Source organism: Delftia sp. DS1230 (assembly GCF_040112715.1).
GTDB classification, from domain to species: domain Bacteria; phylum Pseudomonadota; class Gammaproteobacteria; order Burkholderiales; family Burkholderiaceae_C; genus Comamonas; species Comamonas tsuruhatensis.
Map to the genome: position 1 here is coordinate 3,838,822 of NZ_CP157763.1, position 23,467 is coordinate 3,862,288.

19 protein-coding genes and 1 pseudogene are annotated in these 23,467 nt (G+C 60.4%); 11 read left to right on the plus strand and 9 right to left on the minus strand.

Annotated elements, in window-relative coordinates; genetic code table 11:
• The gene (locus AAN986_RS17245; protein WP_047217242.1) at positions 1 to 420 is read left to right on the plus strand and encodes a hypothetical protein; all 420 of its coding nucleotides are present in this window, start codon (positions 1 to 3) and stop codon (positions 418 to 420) included.
• Between the two features lie 60 nt (positions 421 to 480).
• Here the strand turns inward: AAN986_RS17245 and AAN986_RS17250 are convergent, their stop codons facing one another.
• Both AAN986_RS17250 and AAN986_RS17255 read right to left on the minus strand, forming a co-directional pair.
• Positions 481 to 1,767 (minus strand): pitrilysin family protein, encoded by a 1,287-nt coding sequence (locus AAN986_RS17250; RefSeq protein ID WP_047217331.1) that lies wholly within the window; start codon positions 1,765 to 1,767, stop codon positions 481 to 483.
• Positions 1,768 to 1,924: 157 nt separating this feature from the next.
• Entirely contained in the window at positions 1,925 to 3,067 is a 1,143-nt protein-coding gene (locus AAN986_RS17255; protein ID WP_016448214.1) for a DUF3883 domain-containing protein, read from the minus strand.
• Between the two features lie 319 nt (positions 3,068 to 3,386).
• Here AAN986_RS17255 and AAN986_RS17260 point away from each other — a divergent pair, with 319 nt between their 5' ends.
• A complete protein-coding gene (locus AAN986_RS17260) occupies positions 3,387 to 3,761 on the plus strand; it encodes a nucleotide pyrophosphohydrolase (RefSeq protein ID WP_016448215.1) in 375 nt (124 codons plus the stop codon).
• Positions 3,758 to 5,629 carry a DUF2075 domain-containing protein gene (locus AAN986_RS17265; RefSeq protein WP_047217241.1) on the plus strand — a complete coding sequence of 624 codons (1,872 nt, stop codon included), beginning with the start codon at positions 3,758 to 3,760 and terminating at the stop codon, positions 5,627 to 5,629. The genes AAN986_RS17260 and AAN986_RS17265 overlap by 4 nt, the downstream gene beginning before the upstream one ends.
• Positions 5,630 to 5,819: 190 nt before the next feature.
• Here the strand turns inward: AAN986_RS17265 and AAN986_RS17270 are convergent, their stop codons facing one another.
• The 3 genes and pseudogenes from AAN986_RS17270 to AAN986_RS17280 form a co-directional block, all read right to left on the minus strand.
• Positions 5,820 to 6,017 (minus strand): hypothetical protein, encoded by a 198-nt coding sequence (locus AAN986_RS17270; protein WP_063570105.1) that lies wholly within the window; start codon positions 6,015 to 6,017, stop codon positions 5,820 to 5,822.
• Between the two features lie 99 nt (positions 6,018 to 6,116).
• Positions 6,117 to 6,344, minus strand: a pseudogene (locus AAN986_RS17275) (Tn3 family transposase); the annotation flags it as partial.
• A 155-nt stretch (positions 6,345 to 6,499) separates the two neighbouring features.
• Positions 6,500 to 9,415, minus strand: coding sequence for a Tn3-like element IS1071 family transposase (locus AAN986_RS17280; RefSeq protein WP_003049965.1), 2,916 nt, complete (start codon positions 9,413 to 9,415; stop codon positions 6,500 to 6,502).
• Positions 9,416 to 9,560: 145 nt separating this feature from the next.
• On the opposite strand from AAN986_RS17280, the gene AAN986_RS17285 reads away from it, so the two are divergent.
• The 6 genes from AAN986_RS17285 to AAN986_RS17310 all read left to right on the plus strand — a co-directional run bounded on the left by AAN986_RS17285 (position 9,561) and on the right by AAN986_RS17310 (position 14,289).
• A complete protein-coding gene (locus AAN986_RS17285; RefSeq protein ID WP_349335416.1) occupies positions 9,561 to 10,544 on the plus strand; it encodes a methyl-accepting chemotaxis protein in 984 nt (327 codons plus the stop codon).
• Between the two features lie 457 nt (positions 10,545 to 11,001).
• Positions 11,002 to 11,367 carry a phage tail protein gene (locus tag AAN986_RS17290; RefSeq protein ID WP_349335731.1) on the plus strand — a complete coding sequence of 122 codons (366 nt, stop codon included), beginning with the start codon at positions 11,002 to 11,004 and terminating at the stop codon, positions 11,365 to 11,367.
• Positions 11,357 to 11,791, plus strand: a complete 435-nt coding sequence (locus AAN986_RS17295; protein WP_349335417.1) for a phage virion morphogenesis protein — start codon at positions 11,357 to 11,359, stop codon at positions 11,789 to 11,791. Before AAN986_RS17290 ends, AAN986_RS17295 begins: the two co-directional genes overlap by 11 nt.
• Before the next feature lie 185 nt (positions 11,792 to 11,976).
• The gene (locus AAN986_RS17300; protein ID WP_349335418.1) at positions 11,977 to 12,951 is read left to right on the plus strand and encodes a tripartite tricarboxylate transporter substrate binding protein; all 975 of its coding nucleotides are present in this window, start codon (positions 11,977 to 11,979) and stop codon (positions 12,949 to 12,951) included.
• A 6-nt stretch (positions 12,952 to 12,957) separates the two neighbouring features.
• The gene (locus AAN986_RS17305; RefSeq protein WP_349335419.1) at positions 12,958 to 13,905 is read left to right on the plus strand and encodes a 4-hydroxythreonine-4-phosphate dehydrogenase PdxA; all 948 of its coding nucleotides are present in this window, start codon (positions 12,958 to 12,960) and stop codon (positions 13,903 to 13,905) included.
• Between the two features lie 162 nt (positions 13,906 to 14,067).
• Positions 14,068 to 14,289 (plus strand): hypothetical protein, encoded by a 222-nt coding sequence (locus AAN986_RS17310; protein ID WP_349335420.1) that lies wholly within the window; start codon positions 14,068 to 14,070, stop codon positions 14,287 to 14,289.
• A gap of 832 nt (positions 14,290 to 15,121) precedes the next feature.
• Here the strand turns inward: AAN986_RS17310 and AAN986_RS17315 are convergent.
• On the minus strand, positions 15,122 to 18,037 hold the full coding sequence (locus tag AAN986_RS17315) for a Tn3-like element IS1071 family transposase (protein ID WP_003049965.1): 2,916 nt from the start codon (positions 18,035 to 18,037) through the stop codon (positions 15,122 to 15,124).
• A 157-nt stretch (positions 18,038 to 18,194) separates the two neighbouring features.
• On the opposite strand from AAN986_RS17315, the gene AAN986_RS17320 reads away from it, so the two are divergent.
• Positions 18,195 to 19,034, plus strand: a complete 840-nt coding sequence (locus tag AAN986_RS17320) for an alpha/beta hydrolase-fold protein (protein ID WP_349335421.1) — start codon at positions 18,195 to 18,197, stop codon at positions 19,032 to 19,034.
• A gap of 357 nt (positions 19,035 to 19,391) precedes the next feature.
• Here the strand turns inward: AAN986_RS17320 and AAN986_RS17325 are convergent, their stop codons facing one another.
• The 3 genes from AAN986_RS17325 to AAN986_RS17335 form a co-directional block, all read right to left on the minus strand.
• Entirely contained in the window at positions 19,392 to 20,153 is a 762-nt protein-coding gene (locus AAN986_RS17325; RefSeq protein WP_349335422.1) for an IclR family transcriptional regulator C-terminal domain-containing protein, read from the minus strand.
• A gap of 102 nt (positions 20,154 to 20,255) precedes the next feature.
• Positions 20,256 to 22,067: a mono(2-hydroxyethyl) terephthalate hydrolase gene (locus AAN986_RS17330; RefSeq protein WP_349335423.1), complete on the minus strand. Its 1,812-nt coding sequence runs from the start codon at positions 22,065 to 22,067 to the stop codon at positions 20,256 to 20,258.
• Positions 22,068 to 22,196: 129 nt separating this feature from the next.
• A complete protein-coding gene (locus AAN986_RS17335) occupies positions 22,197 to 22,712 on the minus strand; it encodes an IclR family transcriptional regulator C-terminal domain-containing protein (RefSeq protein WP_349335424.1) in 516 nt (171 codons plus the stop codon).
• Here AAN986_RS17335 and AAN986_RS17340 point away from each other — a divergent pair.
• Entirely contained in the window at positions 22,689 to 23,453 is a 765-nt protein-coding gene (locus tag AAN986_RS17340) for an IS6-like element IS6100 family transposase (RefSeq protein ID WP_001389365.1), read from the plus strand. The genes AAN986_RS17335 and AAN986_RS17340 overlap by 24 nt on opposite strands.
• The last annotated feature ends 14 nt before the right edge of the window (positions 23,454 to 23,467 follow it).

A 23,467-nucleotide genomic window follows, 5' to 3' on the forward strand; every position in this document is an offset into this window, starting at 1 on the left:
ATGCCGCACATCGCCATCGAGGTATCGCCATCCTTGCTCCCGTCGATCCAGTGGGAGCCGGTCCTGCACGCCATGCACCTTGCGCTGGCCGAGCGCGGATGGGCACGGCTCGCGGACCTGAAGTCGCGCGTGGCCCCCATCGCCGTCGGACTGTGCGGCGACGACCCCCAAGCGCAGCAACTGATCGCCACCCTGACGCTGACCAACCCGCGCCCGCCGCAGATGTGCTCGGCCATGGCCGAGGTCGTGCTCGGGCATCTCTCGCGTGCGATCGGTGCGATCGGTGCGATCGGCCCGATCGACGCGCCCCCGGAGTCAGCGGTGTGGGTGCAGTGCTGCGTGTTCCTGCAGGAGCACCCGAAGTCGCACTACCTCAAGCGGCAATGGAACGCGCCGCAGCCCGCTCCCCCAATTCCATGACAACGGGAAAAGCGCCATGTGTTGCGGTTGGCCGCTGGCCGCTGGCCGCGCGCTGCCGGCTCAGCCCGCCAGGCCTGCGGCCAGCTGCCGCACGGCCCGGGCACTGGCGCCCTTGCCGGTGATGGCCACCGCTGGGGGGTGGGCCAGCATGCGCTCGAAGACCTTGCGCACTTCCTCGGCCCCGATGCCGTCGATCATCGCCAGCGTTTCGGCCACGGACGTCACGCTGCCATGGGCAAAGAGGTCCTCGACAGCCCGCTCCATGGTGGCGTAGGTCCGCTCGCCCGCACGCACCCGCGAGACCGCCAGCTGGTTCTTGGCCCGTTCCAGATGCACGGGGTCAATGCCGGCAGCCTGGGCGCGCAGCAGGCCGCCTGTCGCGGCCACCAGCGCTTCGAGCTTGTCCGGCGTCGTGACCGCATGCACGATGAAATTGGCCCAGACGTCACCGCCCTCCATCGCCGCATAGGCCGTATAGGCCAGTCCGAGCCGCTCGCGCACGGTATCGACCAGGGGCGACGACATCCCCTCGCCCAGCAGATGGGCCGCCAGCGAGGCCACGAGACGCGCACGCTGCGGATGCTCGCCCTGCAACTGCTCGAACACCAGGGGATAGGCCAGGTTCACGAACACCTGGGACACCTGCGTGAAGCGTTGCGCCAGGGCCTGCCCCACATACTTTGCGGGCTGAGGGGGCAACGCCACAGCGGGATCGGCCGACGCAGGCATGCCGGCGAACAGCTGCGCCGCCTGCTCCAGCCAGGCCGGCACATCGAAGTTTCCGGCCGCGACGACGACGGTCTTTTCTCCCACGTAATGGGTTTGCACATGGCGCACCAGATCCTGCCGGGTGAAGCCTTCGATATTGGCCACCGTGCCGATCACCGGCATGCCCATGGGGTCGTCGCCCCAGATGGCGCGGTCCAGCAGATCGCCGGCGCTGTCCTCCGGGTCCTCTTCGTACTCGATGGCCTCCTGCCGGATCACCTGCAGCTCCCTTTGCAATTCATGCTCGGGAAACACGCTGTTCAGGACGATGTCCGCAATCATTCCCAGCAAGGCCTGCGCATGCCAGCCCAGGCCGGTCATGAAATAGCCGGTGATGTCCTTCCCGGTGAAGGCGTTGACCTCCGCGCCCAGCCGCTCCGCATCCAGGTTGATCTCCTGCACGGAACGCGTGTGCGTGCCCTTGAACGCCATGTGTTCCAGCACATGGCTGATGCCGTTGCTGGTGGAGGTCTCGTCGCGGGAGCCCACGCGCAGGAACACGCCCACGCTGACGCTCTGCAGGTGCGGCATGGGCAGCGCCAGCAGCCGCACTCCGTTCGCAAGAGTGCGCAAGGCCATGGCAGGCCGCTCTAGTTCGGTTGCCGCCAGGGGCTTTTCTTGAATCATGGGCTATTGTCGTAGCGCTCCAGAGGATGCGCAGGGCAGCCCTCTTCAGCCCTCTTTCATGTGCCTGTGATCAAAGCTGCGGGGAGCTCTGGCCCGGCCGACCTGCGCGTTACCCCACCAGGCGCCGGAACGACGCCCGAAAATCGATGGGCTCCAGGTGCAGCTGGTCCGCCAGCGGCCCGTTCAGGATGTAGAGCCTTGGTTCCTCCCGGAACTGAAAAACCCGGTAGAGATGGAAGGCATCCCCGGCCTCTGCTGCGAAATCCAGTTCGTTGCGGCTGATGATGAAGGACGAGGCATGCCCGCCATTGGTGGTCTTGACCTCGATGAAGCGATGCTCGCCGGGCCGCTCATGCGAGAGGATGTCGTAGCCGCTCCCGTCGCCGAGCCGGTCAGACACCCAGTCCAGCTGCTGGAAAAGCTCCGGATACCCGGCATGGACAAGTCGCCGCTGCTCGAATCCGATGACCCACTGCTCTCCGGCACGGCCAAGATGCCGGTTGGCTTCATCCCGCTGGGCCCAGTTCGTCTTGCGTGGAAATCTGACCTTGGCGCCGTCTTTCGCTAACTGCGCCACTGTCTCCAGCGCAGGCGGTTCAACCAGGCAGGCATGAAAACTCTGCTCAGCAGACGTCTTGACCTCCTCCATCGCATCCACCACACGGGAAACCAGGCCCGGCTGATTCAGGACGAACTGCTGCACCGCCTGACGCAACAGAAGCTGAGCGTTGCTCCGGGGCTTGTAGCCGCGGATGAAGGGCAGCTCCAGGTCATGCAGGACGGCGCTGATGTTCTGGAACTTCAGCTCCACCGATCCCTTGCTGCGCTCACGCAGCCGCTGGCGCAACTGCGCATTGAATTCGGTCTTGGTGTAGCGCTGCTGCTCGGCCTCCAGCAAAAGCATCTCGAAATATGACGCGACCGTGGCCTGCACCTCATCGAAGGTCCAGTCTTCACCAATGCGCACGACATCGAAGCCCAGATGCTGCAATCGAGGAACGACGGTGGCCTCTCCACCGGAGAAATCAGTCGGCTTGAGCGGTCCCTCCTGCGGGAACTGATGGCCGAACGCAGCTCCGACGATGGCCTTGGAGTCGCATAGCTGCCCGGTTCTTGCATTGCGAACCAAGAAATCGCGCGATTTTCCAAATCCGTATCGCTTCAGGAATGCCGTCCGACCAAGACGTGAAAACTCGTCCAACGCCGCCTGAACGGCCGCAGGACTTTGAAGGCGAGAGATTTCAACAGCCATCAGCGTTTGGGAGAAGTATCTTCATGCGGAATCAATACCCACGGGCTAGGTCCGCAGCAGCACACAGCAAATTGCAAAGAAATAGTACTTTACGTTACAAACGCATGCTTGGTCTGGTAGCAGCCATGTCTTTCATGGGGAACACTGGACTTCGTCTGTCTGCGCGCAAGTGCTTGCACCTGGCCTGGGAATCAGGCGGCTAGTTCTTACATCCAAGCCTCGCCCGGGCTCAGAATCTTCCTAGGCGCAGCGATACTTCAGGTCTCTGAGTCCTAGGAACTGCAGAATAGGTAACAATCCGTTCCGAAAGGGTCTGGATGTGGACAAAAGTCTGATTGACGTGACGGGCGCGGTACACGCGCTGAGGCAGTTTGCGCAAGAGCGGGAGTGGCAGCAATTCCATTCACCCAAGAATCTGGTCATGGCTCTCTCGGGCGAGGTGGGTGAGTTGACCGAAATATTCCAATGGATGACCGAGGCCGACTCTCATTCGGCCGCCTCGAATCCTAAAACCGCCTCGGCGGTACGCGACGAACTGGCCGATGTCGCCCTGTACCTCATCCGCTTGGCGGATGTGCTGGACGTGGACCTCAACGCAGCCATCGCCAGCAAGCTGGCTTCCAACGCCGCCAAATACCCTGTCGAGGCGTCGCGCGGCGTCAGCACCAAATACGACCAGCTGCCCGAGCCATGATCGTTTATCAGGCCGAGAAGACACAATTCCTGCTCGACTACGACGAACGCGATATTGAAGACGTCATCTACGCGAAGTACCAGGCAGCGACTCACCGCAAGGTAGCCAAGGCGGAGATCCGATCATGGCGCGAGTCGCTGGGCTACATTGCCCGCCTTCTGCGTGACCCGGAAATCGCACCCGACATCGGGGTCGCTGTCGAATTCATCCTGCCGCAATCGTCAAAACGCATCGATGTCATTCTTGCCGGACATGCCGACGACGGCTCTCGACGGCTGGTGGTGGTCGAACTCAAGCAATGGTCATCGGTCGGCGCCACCGACCGCGATGCCATCGTGCTTTTGCGCGGTGGAATGCGCCCTGACCAGGCGCGCATTCACCCCAGCTACCAGGCGTGGTCGTACACGGCATTTCTGGAGGGGTTCAACGAGGCCATCTATGACGGCGGGCTGCAGCTGAAGCCTTGCGCCTACCTGCACAACTATGCCGCCGATGGCATCATCGACTCCCCCCAGTACCAGCCCTATATCGAGCGGGCACCTTTGTTCCTGAAAGGCGATGAAGACCGCAAGAAACTCCGCGAGTTCATCAAACAGCACATCCGGCATGGCCGAGGCCGCCAGGTGCTGTTCGATCTTGAACGAGGAAGGATGCGGCCATCCAAAGCGCTGGCGGATGTGGTCGGCAAGCTGCTGAAGGGCAACAGCGAGTTCGCGCTAATCGACGACCAGAAGGAAGTGTTCGAGGCTGCGAAGGCGGCATGCCGCCAGGCCAGCGCCAGCGGCAGGCCTCGCGTCTTGATCATTGAGGGCGGTCCTGGAACCGGCAAGTCGGTGATCGCCGTCAACCTGCTTGCGGCTCTGCGCGAAGGCTTGACCGTCAAATACATTTCCAAGAACGCTGCCCCACGCGCTGTCTATAGCGACAAGCTGATACAGACGCGCGACAACGCACATCTGGTCAATCTTTTCGGCGGATCAGGCTCCTTCACGGAAACCGTGCAGGATGCCTTTGATGTCTTGGTCGTGGACGAAGCACATCGCCTAACCGAAAAAAGCGGCTTCTATGGGAATCTGGGCACCCATCAGGTCAAGGAGCTGATAGAAGCTGCCAAGTGCAGCATCTTTTTCATCGACGAAGACCAGCGCGTGACTCTCAAGGATGTAGGTTCCAAGGAGATCATCCGCAAGTTTGCAGCCGAGCGGAATGCTGAGGTAGAGGAATATTCGCTGACTTCCCAATTTCGGTGCGCCGGCTCCGACGGCTATCTGGCCTGGGTAGACCATACGTTGCAGATCCGAACTACCGCCAACCCTAGCCTTGCAGATATTCCGTTTGACTTTCAGGTGTTTGACGACCCCTCGGATCTGCACAAGGCCATCGAGACGAAGAACGCCAACAACCGGGCACGCGTTGTGGCTGGTTACTGCTGGCCATGGAACAGCAAGAAGAATCCCAAGCTTATGGACGTAGTCATCGGAGACTACGAGCGCCAATGGAATCTGGACCAGGACGGCAGCCTCTGGATCGTGGCACCGAACTCTGTGGCACAGGTCGGCTGCATACACACCTGCCAGGGGCTGGAAGTGGACTATGTGGGAGTCATCATCGGGCCAGACCTGGCCATCATGGGCGACACGCTGGTGGCAGTGCCCCGAGCCAGGGACAGACATGACAAGACCATGAAGGGATTCGTGAAGATGACGAAGGAGCAGCCTGCCGAGGCCCCACGGCTGGCGGAAAGCATCATCAAGAACACCTATCGCACCTTGATGACCCGTGGCATGAAGGGGTGCTATGTGTATGCCACGGACGCGAAGCTGAGGGCATACCTGCGCGAGCATTCGGCTATTCCAGCATCCCACTGAACAACGGCGGGCGGGCAGAAAAAAGCCCGCAGTGCCGCGGGCTTGATTCGGAAATACGGCCGGACGACCCCGGCCGTTTCCTATTGCGCAATCATTCCCACTCGATTATCTATAGTCACAAAACCATGTTAAATATCAATGACTTACAATACGGCAACCAACTAATGCCATGAATAATGCCATGCTCAGATCAAGAGGATGAACACTGCCTTCGCTGTTGACGGGCAATGGCCTGCTCCAGAGTCTCCCCAGGCTGCCATCCGTACAGGTCGCGGACGCTCTTCGTTCTGGCATGGCCGGGAGGCTTGAACTCGTAGCCGGCAGCAGCCATCTCGGCGGCCATGTCCTCGGTGATGAAGAACGGTTCGTTTTCTTCGTTCAGTTTCATGCTGACACCATAGCGACGTTCTAAAAACCAGAAGTCTATCCACCTCCCTCCCAGCCGATCAGTCAAGGGGTCGCCTCAGAAAACGGAAAATAAAGCACGCTAAGCCGGTTGCAGCGGTCGTAGCGGCCTGAACTTGCCCGCGCCGATCTTGGCGCTGCTGCGCCAGAGGTAATCGCCGGTGAGGTTGATGTGCTCCCAACCGAGCGGCGACAGGTACTGCAACAGCGCGTCATCAACGGCATGGCCGTTGCCACGCAGCGCGTGCGCAGCCCGTTCCAGATAGACCGTGTTCCACAACACGACGGCAGCCGTTACCAGATTGAGGCCGCTAGCCCGGTAGGGGTCTCCTCGTTTTCAGTGCAATAAGTGACGGTACGAAAAGCTAGCACTGGCGCGGAGGTGGTGTTGGTAGATCGTTGATTTCATTGACTTTCCTGTTCACTTTCAAATCTGCGATTCGTGGCGTCAAACCGTGGTCGGTTTCATCCATTGGTGCCAGTTATCGATGCATTTGGCCGCGAAGGCAGGATTTGGTCAGCATAGCGGTCAACCGGGAAGCGAAACACACCCCGCAAGTTGATGCTCTCCAGCCTGGTGGGCGCAATCTTCCCGATCAGTTCCGGTGGAATGACCTGGCGGCGGTTCGACCAGCGATCCAGGACCGCCTGCATCTGTGAGGTATTCCACGCCATCACGATGTTGGCCATCAGGCTCAACGCATCGGCCACAGCCTGCATTTCATCGACACGTTTGGCCTGCGCCGGGCTGATCCGGCCGGTATAAATGGCGCGCTTGAGGGCGTTAACAGCCTCGCCCCGATTGAGCACCCGGCGCAACTCGTTCCTGAAAGCGTCCTTGACAAAGTAGTCAGCCAAAAACGCCGTACGCAGCAACCGCCCCAATTGCACGCCAGCCTCATAGATTGGATCGCCCTGGGCGGCAGAACCGAACCGCGCAAGAGCTGCCACCGCACTGGCATGTCCGCTCATGACCGAGGCTGCCAGGTGCACCAGACTATCCCAATGCTTTTCGATCAAAGCGACGTCGACATTGGCTTCGCACACCGCAGCGATTTCTGCGGGCACTTTGGTGCCGCGTGGCACAAAGAGGTGGCGCTGTTTGAGTTCCTTCAACCGCGGGCAAAGATCAAAACCAAGCAAACGGGCATGTGACATGGCAAAGTCGGTGTAGCCATGGGTATCCACAGCAAGCTGGCTGGTCTCCAGCTTTTCTTGGCGGATGACACCTTCAATGGCCACGCCCGCCTGGCGCTCATTGAGCACAAAGGGCTGCGCATGGAAGATGCCCCACCGGTCTTTTACATGGGAGTAGATTCCAATGGAAGGTGTGTTGCGCCGAGGATCAAGCCGGGCTTGCCACACCCGTTTGGTGGTCTCCATGCTCATCATGTCAGAAGATGCCAAATCGGACCGCCCCCAGGTGGCGGCAATCGGGTGTCGCTGCATGAATTCCAGCACAGCCTGGCAGGCCTGGCTCAGACGCCGTTCGTCCCGCGCCCAGCGCATGGCCTGGCGAATGCTGGTGGCAGACAATTGCGGAATCATGCGCGCGCATTCGACCGCAGTCAGACTGGTGCCGTGGGCCATGATGCCGGCATAGACCATCAGCAGCTCGTCGGTAGAGCGCGGCTCACGTCCGAGCATGATCCAGCTAAAGCGCACCTGGGCGTCAACGGCCAGAATCACTTCCGGCAATTGAACCTCACCGATGCGGTGATCCAAAGCCGCGCGCAGCTTGGTCACTTCTGGGTCTTCGTCCTCTGCGGGCAATGGCGACAAATGGAGTTCATCATCCACGCGCAGTACGCCACTGCGGGCTGCAGCGGCCACCGCATCGACACCGGCAGTTACTCTGGCCAGCAAAGGCTTCAAGAAAGTGGCAGCCTTGCTGGGTAACGATAGACGGGCATAGTGTTTCTTGGACTCTGCCTGCCAACGCTCGTCCGTGAAGAACAAGCGCGCACGACCCCGAAAGCTCAGGCTGTGCTCAATCCAGACCGAGCCATTGCGCACCGCGCGGCGCAGGGCAAACAGGGTGGCCACCTCCAACGCCTGAAACGCCCGTTCCCGGTCTGGGCTGGAGATCGAAACCTGCCAGATCATTCCCAGACTTGGTGCCACCACTTCAACTGGCAGCTTTCTGGATCCTTTGAGATATAAAGCTTGCAGCTTGGCAAGGTACTCGATGGCAGGATGCTCGCCGGTGGCCTGCCAGGGCAGCTTTGCAATGGCGACGAGCAACGACCGCACGGGGCGAATTCCATCAATCAATCCCTCGCGGACCAGGGAGGCCCTGCTCGGTGGTTTGCGTTTCTGGGTTTCGGTGATCAAGGCTTCAAGACGGGCACGCAACTCAGCATCTGGCACCGCACCTTGCGCGCTCAAGGCAACAAGTTCGCCGAGCAGCGTTTTGTACATTGCGGCCCAATTGACGGTAGCGGGGACATCGGCGGCAGCCTGACGCCACAGATCGGCGATCCGGCGCTGCACCATAAGGATCAACTGGTCTGTGGTGGTGAACAGGCAATACCGAAGAAAGCATGCGACCTCCACGGTGCGCGCTGGCTCTTTGATCTTGGCTCCGGCTGAGGGCGGCCTGGAGACAAGTCGGCGCGCGTAGCGGCGCAAGATGAGATCGGGGATGTCTGCCAGGTGCTTATGAACGTCCAGCGTGTAAAGCAGGTCGATGCGCTCCAGTACCTCGCTGATTTGGCGGGTTGAGTGTTTCGCCGGTGCAGCCCATAGCCAACTCTGCTGGGTTTGTCCATCTGGGCGCAGCTCTGAAACTGAGGCTCGCCAGCGATCAAGTGTTGCTGGATCAACGCTGGCGGCGATGGCGGTGCCTGTTTCAACTTCAAGCTGGGCAAGTGCCGCCGCAATCAGTGTCCGAATTGCCCGCTCGTGCACGATCACCAGCTTGTTCTTGTACAGCCATTGACGCGCCCGCACGAGTAGCTGATCGCGGTCGGCGCAGCGCGCCACTTCGTCGCGCAGTTCACGTACCAGTGAGCGGCGCTGGTGCTCGCTCATCCACTGGAATCCAAGGACCGTGCAGGCTACTTGTTGGTGATCGAATAGCGTGCGCCCGCGTTCATACATGGCTCTCAGCGAGGCGACTTCTGGTGCTGCAATGCCAAGCTCGTTGCCAAGGTGGCGCCACAAGGCTACTGGAATTACCCGAAAGGCACCGAGCAAACGCCCACTCATGCGCAGGAAACCAATATGGAGCGCCAGACCAAGCTTGTGGGAATCACCTCGGCGTGCATTGATTGCGTCGCGCTCGGCACCATCGAAGGTGAAAAATGCCTTCATCTCGAAGTCGCTGATATCGCGGGGGAGCCCACGCATCCCCAAAAACGTTGTGTGCCAACCCTGCATCGTGAACCTCAAAAGTGGGAGGCCACCATACCCGTTTACAAAGCGAACAGGAAAGTCAATGAAATCAACGGTCTACCCAGACCACCCCCGCGCCAGTGCTAGCTTTGCGTACCGTCACTTATTGCACTGAAAACGAGGAGACCCCATGCTGCTGATCGCCGTGTGTGCGATTGCGCTGCTGATTGCAGGCATCTACGGCCGCTTTGTGATCCGCTCCATCGTCTCGCCCCTGTCAAAGGCCGTGAATGTGGCCCAGACCGTGGCGCTCGGTGATCTGACGTCGGTCATTCAAGAGCAGCCCACCAATGAAACCGGGCAACTGCTCTCCTCGCTCAAAGCGATGCAAGACAGCCTGCGCTCCGTCGCATCCAACGTCCGTACCGGCTCCGACAATGTGGCGGCGGCCAGTACCCAGATTGCACAGGGCAATCAAGACCTCAGCGTGCGTACCGAAACCCAGGCCGCCGCACTGCAAGAAACCGCCTCGTCGATGGACCAGTTATCGTCCACCGTTCGACAAAATGCAGACAGCGCACTGCAGGCCAACAAGCTTGCCCAGCAAGCGACCCGCGTGGCCCAGCAAGGCGGCCAAGCCGTCAGCCAGGTCGCAGAGACCATGAGCGGCATCCGCGAGTCAAGCCACAAAATCCAGGACATCGTCTCGATGATCGACAGCATTGCCTTCCAAACCAACATCCTCGCCTTGAATGCCGCTGTAGAGGCGGCCAATGCAGGCACGCAAGGCCGTGGGTTTGCGGTGGTGGCGACCGAGGTACGGGGCTTAGCCGCCCGCTCGGCCGATGCAGCCAAACAAATCAAGGGCCTGATCGAAGAAAGCGTAGCGCGGGTAGACAACGGTTGCGAACTGGCCAACCAGGCCGGCAAGACCATGAGCGAAATCGTCGGCAGCATCAGCCGCGTGACCGATGTGGTGGGCGAAATCACTGCCGCCAGCGAAGAACAAAGCAAAGGCATCGCACAGGTGGCCCAAGCGGTCAACCAAATGGACCAAACCACGCAGCAAAACGCGGCCCTGGTCGAGCAAATGTCTGCAGCGGCCCTCAGCCTTAACGAGCAGGCCCAGGAACTGGTCAACGCTGTCGCAGTTTTCCAGACAGAGACGGCCTGAACAACTGCAGCGTGGGCAAGCTAACTTTGCCTATTAGCTAGGTGACCCGTTGCACATCGACGCCGTACCGAGCCCTTCACACACAACCTACTGCGGCTGGCAAGGCAGCCCCAGGGCCCCCATCCACGGCAAGAAACAGCAAGAACACACGCATCTTTAAGAGGGCGAGTACCTCACAAGAATTACCGCGCCGCAGGCCGCCAGATGCATCTGCTGAATCTATTCAATTTCCCAAAATGGGAACACAACGAAAAAATCGCTATTGTTTTGTGAGCACTAGGGCTTTATCTTATTTTGGGTCGCTGATGGCGAGCCACTGGCCGAATTCAAATCCAAGCTTGGTGTGAGTTCCCAAAGGTTGTTACACAGCCATGTGTGACAACCAGGTAACAGGCGGAGTTATCGGTACAAGCCCCTCAGCGACGAACGAAGAAAGCACACGTCCACCCTGCGCCTGCTGTTTTTGAACTACGCCGGCCACCCCGATGCCGTCATGGGCCCCATCCTCGTGTGGCTGCGTTCCCACCAAAGCGACCTGCTGCACAACCCCCAAAACCAGGGCCAGGCCATCACCTTCGATGCCGAATACCTCAACACCCTGGCAATGGACCTGGCCATTGATCTCAAGCTGACCGAAAGCGTGGCTGCCCGACCGCTGCCCGGCGGCCCAGTCGGCGCCATGGAACTGCTGCACCGCAGCGAGCCACCCGGCCCGCACCTGCTGCCGCATGACCCCATTACCGCGCTGTATCTGAACGGCCAGCACCACAGACAGCACAGGCAGCGCACAGCTAAATGCATTGCACAACACCATGGCCGATGACCTGCAACGTCTGAGTGACTGGGTGGCTCCCCTGCTGCACAAACTGCAGCCGGCCGAGCGCCGCCAACTGGCGCGTCAAGTGGCGGTCATGCTGCGCCGCGAAAACCAGCGCAGCATCGCTGCCCAGCACGGCCCACTGGGCGAAGCCTGGGCCCCCCGCAAAAGCCGAAGCCGTGACCAGCGCGGCAAGCTGCGCGCCGGCTCCATGTTCCGCAAGCTTCGCACTGCCCGCCACTTACGGGCCCAGACCTTCACCGATGCCACCGTGCTGCGCTTTGTGGGTTATGCCCAGCGCATCGCTCAGGTGCACCACTTTGGCCTGCAAGACAAGGTCAGCAAGACCGGCGCCCAGTACAACTCCCCGCCCGGCCCCTGCTGGGCATCAGCCCACAGCAGATGGAATTGCTGCGGGATTTGGTGCTGAATTACCTTGTGCGTTAGTAGCTTCCAGAGACAACTTTAGTTGCTAATTTTTCATCATCCCAGTGAGTTGATATTCATTTTCGGCATACCTGCTAGCAGACTCCGCCCCTTACCACCTAACAAACGGGGGGGCAGAATTCTTACCTGACACTTACTCATAATCTTCCGCTCCGGAGACAAGTTACCATGCAATGGCAAAAATTAATCGCAACCACGATTTGCTCTTTGGGGCTCGTAGTAGCCAATACAGCAACGGCACAAGACATATCTGACAAACCACTCAAAATAGTGGTTCCATTCGCTGCTGGAGGAATTGCAGATGTTTTGGCTAGGGCCCTTGCGGAGGAAATGCGCCCCAAGTTCCCCAAGGGGGTTTACGTTGAAAACAAGACCGGAGCTGGCGGCAACTTGGGTGCTGCTGAAGTGTTTAACCGGTCAAAACCTTCAGAAAATACCCTGCTGATTTCATCGCCCGGCCCCATAGCTGTTAACCAAGGCCTGTATCCCAAGTTGCCATACGATCCCTCAAAGTGGGTCGCCATCAGCACCATTGCTTCCGTGCCTAACGCGCTGATTGTCAGTCCAAAGCTTGCCGTTACATCCGCTCAAGAGTTCGTCCAACTTGCAAAGCGTGGCAAGAACACAATTTCCTATGCATCTCAAGGCAACGGAACAACTTCCCACCTTACGGCGGGATTGTTTGAAAGTATCACGGGCGCTTCTATGCTTCACGTTCCGTACAAAGGCGACACGCCTGCGCTCACCGATCTAGCCGGTAGCCAGGTGGACTCCTTTTTTGGCAATGTCGGTGCTGCTCTGAATTTGCACAAAGCGGGCAAGGTTCGGATCTTGGCTGTCGCTGACGCAAAGCGCTCAGCAGCACTGCCTGATGTACCTACTTTTGCGGAGGTAGGTTTGCCCGCAATGCAATCGGTCACATGGTATGCCGCCGTATCAGCACCTGGCACCTCTACCGCAGACATCACGTTATTGAACAGGGCTGTAAGCGATGCAGTTAACCGCCCATCCATGCACGACAGGTTTGTCAATCTGGGCCTGGATGCAATGCCGAAAACAGCGGTTGACAGCGCAAACTTCATCAAACAACAGACCCAGCTGTGGCAAAAGGTCATTCGAGACGCGCACATAACTATTGAGTGACCCAGAATGACTCGAAGACTTGCTCTTGCCATTGGAGATCCGAACGGCATCGGACCAGAAATTGCGATCAAAGCGCTAGCAATTTTGTCGCCAAACGATAGGCAGCGGATTACGGTTTTTGGACCAGGCAATGTACTCGCACAGACCGCAACCGTGTGTGGCCTCTCTCACGTACTTAACGAAATCAACCACGTTGAAGTGGGAACGCTGGACAGAGCTGCTCGATTTGGCACGATTGAGGCTGATGCAGGACACTCTGCCGTTGCATCGGCAACAGCTGCAATTGAAGCGTGCAAGCGCGGGGTGGCTGATGCAGTCATTGCATGCCCGCATCATGAGACATCTATACACCTAGCTGGCATACCTTTCTCTGGATACCCATCACTGGTAGCCCGCGTATGTGGCGCTCGAGAAAGTGAAGTCTTTTTGATGCTTGTAGGCGCAGGTTTTCGAATCGTGCACGCCACACTTCACGAAAGTGTGCAAAGTGCACTGAATCGGTTGACTCCACAACTTGTGAAGAGTGCTGCTTTGGCCGGCATAAAAGGCTGTGCGTTGTTGGGTGAGCCAGCACCCAAAGTCGCACTTTTTGGAATAAACCCACACGCTTCTGAGGGCACGCTTTTTGGTGAGGAAGATGCTTCGATCACGCTGCCTGCAGCGCAGCTCTTGCGAGATGCCGGCCATAAGGTTGATGACCCTGCTGGTGCAGATGTACTTCTTGGGCAACGCCGGCATGACCTTTACGTGGCGATGTTCCACGACCAAGGGCACGTCCCCATCAAGCTCCTGGCACCCAATGCTGCAAGCGCGATATCGATTGGGGGAGACGTGCTCTTGTCGAGTGTCGGTCACGGAAGTGCGATGGATATCGCAGGTATGGGCACAGCGGATCCAACAGCACTTTTGAGAACAATTCAACTTCTCTCAGGCACCACCGTTTCAGTAACTTAATAGCTAACTGCGGGGCTCCTGCACGGGGGTCTTGTTTAGGAAGCCTAGACGCCGGTAACGAGTAGAGATTCGCTCCTCAGCCTCACGCTTCAAACCACTGTTGGACTGCCCCTGGTCCGGTAGACAAGCCCGGCCTATCCTTTGAGCATAGGAGGGAATGTCATGAGCACCCAGAGGTTTACGCCGGAATTCAAGGAGGAGGCGGTCAAGCAGGTCGTCGCACTCGTGCTGCTTCTTCTCAAACTCAGCGTCAATGCGCTGCAGCTCTGCACGCGCACGCACCTTCCCTTCTCGGAGGTCAGAAGTGCCAAGGCTCAGGTGATGTGTGTTTGCTTTAGCGGGTACGCCAAACGTATGGCGTCAGGGATACGGCGTCGGACGTAGAGGATTCCGCGCTTACCGCGTTGATAGATGTGTTCGGCTACTGCTTTCATGGTCTTTCTCACTGCGTGTGACAGACCGTGTAACAACCAAATTTATCGCACCAACGAAAACGGCTTGATTTCTAATGAAATCAAGCCGTTATAACGTTTCTATCGAATTTTGGGGTGGCTGATGGGGCTCGAACCCACGACAACAGGAATCACAATCTACTTCTGCAATCGCGGCCCGGCACGGCCTGCGAGCCAGTTTCTGGGAAATTTTCGCGCTTTTCCCCATAGGCTCCATGCGGCTGTCCGGCCACCTGTTCCCGCAATTTCCGTTGATTTTTCGATGCAGGCGTGTTCGATCAGCGACCGCCGCGCACGCCCCCGGCCCTCTTTCGCGTGGCCTTCAAATCTCGTCAAATCCCGTCATGTGAAAGCGCACTAGCTCTCGCGCAAGGCCCGCGCCGGGCTTTGCGCCGCGTCCGGCCGTCGCCGCCGTCGAAAGCGGCACAAGAAGCGCGCGGGCGCGGCGGGGTCTCGACCGCGCGCTGGCGGTCTCTGTCGTCTGACCTGGCGCGCGGCTTGGGTGACCCGTGGGTGTGGTCCGGTACTGGTTGGTCGCTCACGCCCAGGAGCAACTCCGGGCACGGCACTACCCCCTCCCCGCACAGCAGACATGATCGTTGCCCGACCCAACCACTGGTTGGGGTCTCCTCGTTTTCAGTGCAATAAGTGACGGTACGAAAAGCTAGCACTGGCGCGGAGGTGGTGTTGGTAGATCGTTGATTTCATTGACTTTCCTGTTCACTTTCAAATCTGCGATTCGTGGCGTCAAACCGTGGTCGGTTTCATCCATTGGTGCCAGTTATCGATGCATTTGGCCGCGAAGGCAGGATTTGGTCAGCATAGCGGTCAACCGGGAAGCGAAACACACCCCGCAAGTTGATGCTCTCCAGCCTGGTGGGCGCAATCTTCCCGATCAGTTCCGGTGGAATGACCTGGCGGCGGTTCGACCAGCGATCCAGGACCGCCTGCATCTGTGAGGTATTCCACGCCATCACGATGTTGGCCATCAGGCTCAACGCATCGGCCACAGCCTGCATTTCATCGACACGTTTGGCCTGCGCCGGGCTGATCCGGCCGGTATAAATGGCGCGCTTGAGGGCGTTAACAGCCTCGCCCCGATTGAGCACCCGGCGCAACTCGTTCCTGAAAGCGTCCTTGACAAAGTAGTCAGCCAAAAACGCCGTACGCAGCAACCGCCCCAATTGCACGCCAGCCTCATAGATTGGATCGCCCTGGGCGGCAGAACCGAACCGCGCAAGAGCTGCCACCGCACTGGCATGTCCGCTCATGACCGAGGCTGCCAGGTGCACCAGACTATCCCAATGCTTTTCGATCAAAGCGACGTCGACATTGGCTTCGCACACCGCAGCGATTTCTGCGGGCACTTTGGTGCCGCGTGGCACAAAGAGGTGGCGCTGTTTGAGTTCCTTCAACCGCGGGCAAAGATCAAAACCAAGCAAACGGGCATGTGACATGGCAAAGTCGGTGTAGCCATGGGTATCCACAGCAAGCTGGCTGGTCTCCAGCTTTTCTTGGCGGATGACACCTTCAATGGCCACGCCCGCCTGGCGCTCATTGAGCACAAAGGGCTGCGCATGGAAGATGCCCCACCGGTCTTTTACATGGGAGTAGATTCCAATGGAAGGTGTGTTGCGCCGAGGATCAAGCCGGGCTTGCCACACCCGTTTGGTGGTCTCCATGCTCATCATGTCAGAAGATGCCAAATCGGACCGCCCCCAGGTGGCGGCAATCGGGTGTCGCTGCATGAATTCCAGCACAGCCTGGCAGGCCTGGCTCAGACGCCGTTCGTCCCGCGCCCAGCGCATGGCCTGGCGAATGCTGGTGGCAGACAATTGCGGAATCATGCGCGCGCATTCGACCGCAGTCAGACTGGTGCCGTGGGCCATGATGCCGGCATAGACCATCAGCAGCTCGTCGGTAGAGCGCGGCTCACGTCCGAGCATGATCCAGCTAAAGCGCACCTGGGCGTCAACGGCCAGAATCACTTCCGGCAATTGAACCTCACCGATGCGGTGATCCAAAGCCGCGCGCAGCTTGGTCACTTCTGGGTCTTCGTCCTCTGCGGGCAATGGCGACAAATGGAGTTCATCATCCACGCGCAGTACGCCACTGCGGGCTGCAGCGGCCACCGCATCGACACCGGCAGTTACTCTGGCCAGCAAAGGCTTCAAGAAAGTGGCAGCCTTGCTGGGTAACGATAGACGGGCATAGTGTTTCTTGGACTCTGCCTGCCAACGCTCGTCCGTGAAGAACAAGCGCGCACGACCCCGAAAGCTCAGGCTGTGCTCAATCCAGACCGAGCCATTGCGCACCGCGCGGCGCAGGGCAAACAGGGTGGCCACCTCCAACGCCTGAAACGCCCGTTCCCGGTCTGGGCTGGAGATCGAAACCTGCCAGATCATTCCCAGACTTGGTGCCACCACTTCAACTGGCAGCTTTCTGGATCCTTTGAGATATAAAGCTTGCAGCTTGGCAAGGTACTCGATGGCAGGATGCTCGCCGGTGGCCTGCCAGGGCAGCTTTGCAATGGCGACGAGCAACGACCGCACGGGGCGAATTCCATCAATCAATCCCTCGCGGACCAGGGAGGCCCTGCTCGGTGGTTTGCGTTTCTGGGTTTCGGTGATCAAGGCTTCAAGACGGGCACGCAACTCAGCATCTGGCACCGCACCTTGCGCGCTCAAGGCAACAAGTTCGCCGAGCAGCGTTTTGTACATTGCGGCCCAATTGACGGTAGCGGGGACATCGGCGGCAGCCTGACGCCACAGATCGGCGATCCGGCGCTGCACCATAAGGATCAACTGGTCTGTGGTGGTGAACAGGCAATACCGAAGAAAGCATGCGACCTCCACGGTGCGCGCTGGCTCTTTGATCTTGGCTCCGGCTGAGGGCGGCCTGGAGACAAGTCGGCGCGCGTAGCGGCGCAAGATGAGATCGGGGATGTCTGCCAGGTGCTTATGAACGTCCAGCGTGTAAAGCAGGTCGATGCGCTCCAGTACCTCGCTGATTTGGCGGGTTGAGTGTTTCGCCGGTGCAGCCCATAGCCAACTCTGCTGGGTTTGTCCATCTGGGCGCAGCTCTGAAACTGAGGCTCGCCAGCGATCAAGTGTTGCTGGATCAACGCTGGCGGCGATGGCGGTGCCTGTTTCAACTTCAAGCTGGGCAAGTGCCGCCGCAATCAGTGTCCGAATTGCCCGCTCGTGCACGATCACCAGCTTGTTCTTGTACAGCCATTGACGCGCCCGCACGAGTAGCTGATCGCGGTCGGCGCAGCGCGCCACTTCGTCGCGCAGTTCACGTACCAGTGAGCGGCGCTGGTGCTCGCTCATCCACTGGAATCCAAGGACCGTGCAGGCTACTTGTTGGTGATCGAATAGCGTGCGCCCGCGTTCATACATGGCTCTCAGCGAGGCGACTTCTGGTGCTGCAATGCCAAGCTCGTTGCCAAGGTGGCGCCACAAGGCTACTGGAATTACCCGAAAGGCACCGAGCAAACGCCCACTCATGCGCAGGAAACCAATATGGAGCGCCAGACCAAGCTTGTGGGAATCACCTCGGCGTGCATTGATTGCGTCGCGCTCGGCACCATCGAAGGTGAAAAATGCCTTCATCTCGAAGTCGCTGATATCGCGGGGGAGCCCACGCATCCCCAAAAACGTTGTGTGCCAACCCTGCATCGTGAACCTCAAAAGTGGGAGGCCACCATACCCGTTTACAAAGCGAACAGGAAAGTCAATGAAATCAACGGTCTACCCAGACCACCCCCGCGCCAGTGCTAGCTTTGCGTACCGTCACTTATTGCACTGAAAACGAGGAGACCCCGACAGAAGAAACATGCTTCGGGCATGGGCGATCGGCGTTGGCTTGTCGGCGTTGTCCGGGGTCGTGGCGGCTCAGCCCGTCGCCCCGCCTGCATCGCCGCGGCCGCAGCCTTTGCCCCCCGATCCGCGGGTCGGGCAGCGGACCTACCGTTTCGGTCCCACCGGGGAGGACTTGCCCTACGCGGTGTTCGTTTCCAGCAAGGTCAGGAAAGACAAGCCGGCGCCTTTGATCATCGCGCTGCATGGACTGAACGGGAACCACAACACCCTCATGCGCGGCGCGCTGCTCGACCTGGCCGAGAAGGGCGGCTATGTCGTGGTTGCGCCCATGGGATACAACCCGCGGGGCTGGTATGGCATCCCCGGCGAGTACAGCCCCCGCGCAGGCCTTGGCCGCACCCCCGATCCTGCAGCGGCCCACGATCCCCCGAACCTGAGGGCGTTGAGTGAGCAGGACGTCATGAACGTGCTGGCCCTGGCGAAGCAGGAGTTCCGGACGGACCCGGCGCGCACGTTCCTAGTCGGTCATTCCATGGGAGGCGCCGGCGCGCTCTACCTCGCATCCAAATATCCCAAGCAGTGGAACGCCGTTGCGGCCATCGCGCCGGCGACCCGACGAATGGTCCCCCGGATGCAGGAAGTTCTCTCCAAGATCACCGTGCCTGTGATGATCACGCAGGGCGTGGTCGATCAAGCGGTTCCCGTCGACATGACCAGGACGTGGATTGATGCCATGGAAGAGCGAAAGATGATCTTTCGCTACGAGGAGATTCAGGACGCGGATCACCGCACGGTCATCGACAGAAGCATGCTTGGCGTTTTCGCCTTCCTCGAGAGGCCCGACAAGCCTTGACGCCGAGAGTGCGACTGGACGCAAGATGGCGCCCAGGGATTCGCGTAAAGCCCTGGCTGGAAATCGAGGCGACGCACTGTCGGCGACGCCGGGGTTTGTCTTAGCAGAAGAGTGGGTTGCCATGACGCAGTCGTTGCTGCCCAAGGACGTGCCTGAAGGATTAACCCAAGGAGACTGACCAGACTCCGCACGTGGTCCTCGACATCATCCCATGTCAGTTTGAGGGCTGGACGGGGTTGGATTTTCGTGGTTTCTGAAGGATCTTGAAGCAGTCCAACCCCGGTAGTCTTCGCGTACAGCCAGTGTCTCTGAGTTGAGCGCGGGCGTAGTGCGCAGGGTGTAGCGGGCCGTCCTCCTTCACTCGGGATAAAGCCGCTCGCCCAACGTAGTGCCGGCCTTGCGCAGGGCGGCCAGGAAGGCCTCGCGGAACTCGGCGAAGCTCATGCGCTCGGCGCGCACTGCGATGCTCATGGCACCCACCAGCGAGCCGCTGCGGTCGTGCACCGGCACGGCCATGGAGCGCACGCCCAGTTCCAGTTCGCCGTCGCTGCCGGCGAAGCCCTGCTCGCGGCAGCGGGCGATCAGCTCCAGCACGGGGCGCACCTCGTACACCGTGCGCGGCGTCAGCGGCTGGCGAGGCATGGCGCGCACGCGGCGCTCGGCTTCGCCCGGGGGCAGGCTGGCCAGCAGCACGCGGCCGATGGCCGAGCAGTAGGCCGGCAGGCGCGAGCCGATGCCCAGCCCGATGCTCAGGCTGCGCCGCGCCGTAGAGCGCGCGATGATGATCGCGTCGTCGTCCAGCAGCTTGCCCAGCGAGGCTGACTCGCGCGTGCGCTCCGACAGCGCATCCAACAACGGCTGAGCCAGCGCCGGTGTGGCGCGCGAGGCGAGGTAGGCGTGCGCGATCAGCAGCGCCTTGGGCAGCATCCAGAAGCGCTTGCCGTCGCTGTCGAGGTAGCCAAGAGCCTGCAGCGTGAGCAGCGAGCGCCGCGCCGAGGCCGGCGTGCTGCCGGTCAGGCGCGCCGCCTCCGAGACTGTCAGTCGCGCGTGCTGCCGGCCGAAGCAGCTCAGCACCTGCAGACCCTTGTCGAGCGAAGTCACGAAGTTTTTGTCTGTCATCGCGTCTTGACCCTGCTTCCAGGACCCGATCGTCAAGTACGCAGCATGAAAACTTCACCTTGCCGGAGCAATCGTGCAAGGCGCCACGCTACGTGGCCCCTTTCAGGGCGGCGCCGCGCAGGCGAAGTTCGCTTCGGTGTTGATGTCTCCACTACCCTTGTAGCGGGCGATTTGGGGATACGGGCAAAGTGGCCGCGTGCGTGCCGCCACCCCGAAGTACCCTGGCGTGCCCGACCAGGCGGAGATCTGATCCGGCGCCTCGCCGCGCTCGACCCAGGCGACCAAGGGCGTCAGCATGTCGAACCGGTCGGTCCCGGGACCGCCGCTGCAATGATTCATACCCGGCACCAGAAAAAGGCGCGCGAATCCAGCAGCACCTGGCATCGCTGCGCTAAGTCTCTCGTAATAGTCGGCCGTGTCCAGGGCTGAGAACGCGGCGTCGGACATGCCGTGGTACAGGATCATCTTGCCGCCGCGATCGCGGAAGGCAGCAAGGTCAGTAGAAGTTGCACCGTGCCAGTCCATGCTGGATTGGGTGAACTGTCCGCTGGTCGCCCAAATCTTCAACGGATCGATGTCGAAATCGAATTTCATCATCCGCGCGGCAACCTGCGTCATGGGCATCGGTTCGGGCGGTGTGGCGAAATCGACCAGCCAGGAGCGCGCCGAGAAGCCGCTCACGCGCTGGGCGTTGTTGGCACTGCTGTTGAAGCTACCGAGCCACCACGAGCGCCACCCCTGGTTATAGGTCGTGCCACTCAGTCCGCTCATGCCAGCGTCCCAAGGCCATCTGTTGTACAACGGCGTTCCCGCCGAATTCACGGGCCCCGCCATCGCGCGCTTGATCGCAGTGACCTGGACGGGGCTCAGGCAATCCGCAGTCTTGGCGCCAACGCACTGGAGCGCCTGGCCGTTTGCAGGATTGGCTGCCGTGGCGGGGTCAAAGGCTGCCTGGCAGGCCCGGTAATTGTCAACGATGCCATCCGCAAGGCCGTCGAGGGCGTCACATGTGCCCAGGATTGCCTGTGAAAGAAGGTGCAGGTCGGCGTCAGAGAAAGACTTATTGATAAGCGGCACGCCTTGTGCATCCAAACCGACAGCGGCGGGCGCAAGGGACTGTGTGGTCCACGCACCGCTGATCCCGGCCTTCGGCAACTGGTAGCCTGGTGCACCGGCAACGATGCCGTCGTAGTGGGAAGGGAAGCGCTGCGAGAGCATCATGCCCTCGCGGCCGCCCTCCGAACAGCCGATGAAATAGGACTTGTCGGCAGCGCGTCCGTAGAACCTGGCCACCGCGGCCTTGCCTGCCTGCGTGACCTGATCGTACGAGTTGTAGCCCATATCGAGACGGGCCTGCGGATCCAATCCGAAGGCAACGGTGCCGAGCGCGTCGGGATTGTCGTTCACTGCGTTGTCGTGACCTCCATCCGTTGCGATGGTGGCGAAATTGCGAGACAGCGCGCTTTCGATCTGTCCCCCACCAATGCTGCCGGTAGCCGCGGACAGCGAGCCGTTAGTTCCGCTGCCGCCTTCCATGAAGAAACGACCGTTCCATTCGGCGGGCATCCGGAGGCGGAATTTGATTTCGTAGGGATAGCCGTCGATCCCGGTGCGCTTCGCGATGGCGCCGGACACCTCGCAGTGTTCGGGCAGCGCAGCCGCAGATGCGGTGGCGGGCGCGGCGTCACGCCAGGCAGCGACTTCCACGACCGTCGCGGCATTTGGCCACACCATGTCGCCATTTCCGTCCTTCAGAGCCTCGCATGCGGCGCGCGAAGCCAAGGGCACCGGGGGCGGCGGAGGCTCCTGCTGCGGCGGCTGCTGCTGCGGCAGCGGCAGCGGCGTGGATCCGCCGCCAACGCACGCGGCTAGGGCCACCGACGCCAGCAGCATCGTGGTGACTGTTGTCTGCATCTTATGTCTCCTTCGACTGGTTCGCGGCATTGATTTGCAGCCGCGGGCGCGATGGTATGACCGAAGGCTTGATGTAGCGTCAGGATATTTGCGCATCGCGAAAGAAACTTGGTCGTTCCAGGGTTTCCCCTACGACGCTTTGCATCGAAGTACCGAGATGCCCGCCGCAGCGGCTCCACTGCGCCCGGCCCGGGTGCGCACAATCCGCCGGCAAGCGGGTCGCCAGCGCATCGCGCGCACGACGCAGCGCCGGCAGCATGGTCGAACGGAATCCGCCATCGTCATACGGTCGGCCTGGACCGCGATGCTCATGGCGCCGACGGTATCGCCCGCACGGTCGAACACCGGGATGGCCATCGACCGCACGCCGAGTTCCAGTTCTTCATCGCTCTCCGACCAGCCCTGCTCGCGGCAGCGGGCCACCTCGGCCACGACGTCGTTGCTACGCCAGAGGGTGCGCGGTGTCAGTGCAGCGCGCTGCATCTGGTCGACACGTCTGCGTGCTTCCAGGGGCTCGAACGCGGCGAGCAACACCCCGCCGAGCGCCGAGCAATAGCTCGGGCTCTGTTGCAAAAATCGTGAAGCTTGAGCATGCTTGGCGGAGATTGGACGGACGGAACGATGACGGATTTCAAGTGGCGCCATTTCCAGGGTGATGTGATCCTGTGGGCGGTGCGCTGGTATTGTCGCTATCCGATCAGCTATCGCGACCTTGAGGAAATGCTGGCGGAACGCGGCATTTCGGTCGACCATACGACGATCTATCGCTGGGTCCAGTGCTACGCCCCGGAGATGGAGAAGCGGCTGCGCTGGTTCTGGCGGCGTGGCTTTGATCCGAGCTGGCGCCTGGATGAAACCTACGTCAAGGTGCGGGGCAAGTGGACCTACCTGTACCGGGCAGTCGACAAGCGGGGCGACACGATCGATTTCTACCTGTCGCCGACCCGCAGCGCCAAGGCAGCGAAGCGGTTCCTGGGCAAGGCCCTGCGAGGCCTGAAGCACTGGGAAAAGCCTGCCACGCTCAATACCGACAAAGCGCCGAGCTATGGTGCAGCGATCACCGAATTGAAGCGCGAAGGAAAGCTGGACCGGGAGACGGCCCACCGGCAGGTGAAGTATCTCAATAACGTGATCGAGGCCGATCACGGAAAGCTCAAGATACTGATCAAGCCGGTGCGCGGTTTCAAATCGATCCCCACGGCCTATGCCACGATCAAGGGATTCGAAGTCATGCGAGCCCTGCGCAAAGGACAGGCTCGCCCCTGGTGCCTGCAGCCCGGCATCAGGGGCGAGGTGCGCCTTGTGGAGAGAGCTTTTGGCATTGGGCCCTCGGCGCTGACGGAGGCCATGGGCATGCTCAACCACCATTTCGCAGCAGCCGCCTGATCGGCGCAGAGCGA

What these genes read in the sequence shown, in the direction of transcription:
- AAN986_RS17280 (WP_003049965.1), bottom strand. Translation starts at nt 9,415, where the DNA reads ATGCAGGGTTGGCACACAACGTTTTTGGGGATGCGTGGGCTCCCCCGC.
- AAN986_RS17255 (WP_016448214.1), bottom strand. Translation starts at nt 3,067, where the DNA reads ATGGCTGTTGAAATCTCTCGCCTTCAAAGTCCTGCGGCCGTTCAGGCG.
- AAN986_RS17335 (WP_349335424.1), bottom strand. Translation starts at nt 22,712, where the DNA reads ATGGCGCCACTTGAAATCCGTCATCGTTCCGTCCGTCCAATCTCCGCC.
- AAN986_RS17295 (WP_349335417.1), top strand. Translation starts at nt 11,357, where the DNA reads ATGGCCGATGACCTGCAACGTCTGAGTGACTGGGTGGCTCCCCTGCTG.
- AAN986_RS17305 (WP_349335419.1), top strand. Translation starts at nt 12,958, where the DNA reads ATGACTCGAAGACTTGCTCTTGCCATTGGAGATCCGAACGGCATCGGA.
- AAN986_RS17300 (WP_349335418.1), top strand. Translation starts at nt 11,977, where the DNA reads ATGCAATGGCAAAAATTAATCGCAACCACGATTTGCTCTTTGGGGCTC.
- AAN986_RS17330 (WP_349335423.1), bottom strand. Translation starts at nt 22,067, where the DNA reads ATGCAGACAACAGTCACCACGATGCTGCTGGCGTCGGTGGCCCTAGCC.
- AAN986_RS17270 (WP_063570105.1), bottom strand. Translation starts at nt 6,017, where the DNA reads ATGAAACTGAACGAAGAAAACGAACCGTTCTTCATCACCGAGGACATG.
- AAN986_RS17265 (WP_047217241.1), top strand. Translation starts at nt 3,758, where the DNA reads ATGATCGTTTATCAGGCCGAGAAGACACAATTCCTGCTCGACTACGAC.
- AAN986_RS17285 (WP_349335416.1), top strand. Translation starts at nt 9,561, where the DNA reads ATGCTGCTGATCGCCGTGTGTGCGATTGCGCTGCTGATTGCAGGCATC.
- AAN986_RS17325 (WP_349335422.1), bottom strand. Translation starts at nt 20,153, where the DNA reads ATGACAGACAAAAACTTCGTGACTTCGCTCGACAAGGGTCTGCAGGTG.
- AAN986_RS17245 (WP_047217242.1), top strand. Translation starts at nt 1, where the DNA reads ATGCCGCACATCGCCATCGAGGTATCGCCATCCTTGCTCCCGTCGATC.
- AAN986_RS17320 (WP_349335421.1), top strand. Translation starts at nt 18,195, where the DNA reads ATGCTTCGGGCATGGGCGATCGGCGTTGGCTTGTCGGCGTTGTCCGGG.
- AAN986_RS17340 (WP_001389365.1), top strand. Translation starts at nt 22,689, where the DNA reads ATGACGGATTTCAAGTGGCGCCATTTCCAGGGTGATGTGATCCTGTGG.
- AAN986_RS17250 (WP_047217331.1), bottom strand. Translation starts at nt 1,767, where the DNA reads ATGGCCTTGCGCACTCTTGCGAACGGAGTGCGGCTGCTGGCGCTGCCC.
- AAN986_RS17315 (WP_003049965.1), bottom strand. Translation starts at nt 18,037, where the DNA reads ATGCAGGGTTGGCACACAACGTTTTTGGGGATGCGTGGGCTCCCCCGC.
- AAN986_RS17310 (WP_349335420.1), top strand. Translation starts at nt 14,068, where the DNA reads ATGAGCACCCAGAGGTTTACGCCGGAATTCAAGGAGGAGGCGGTCAAG.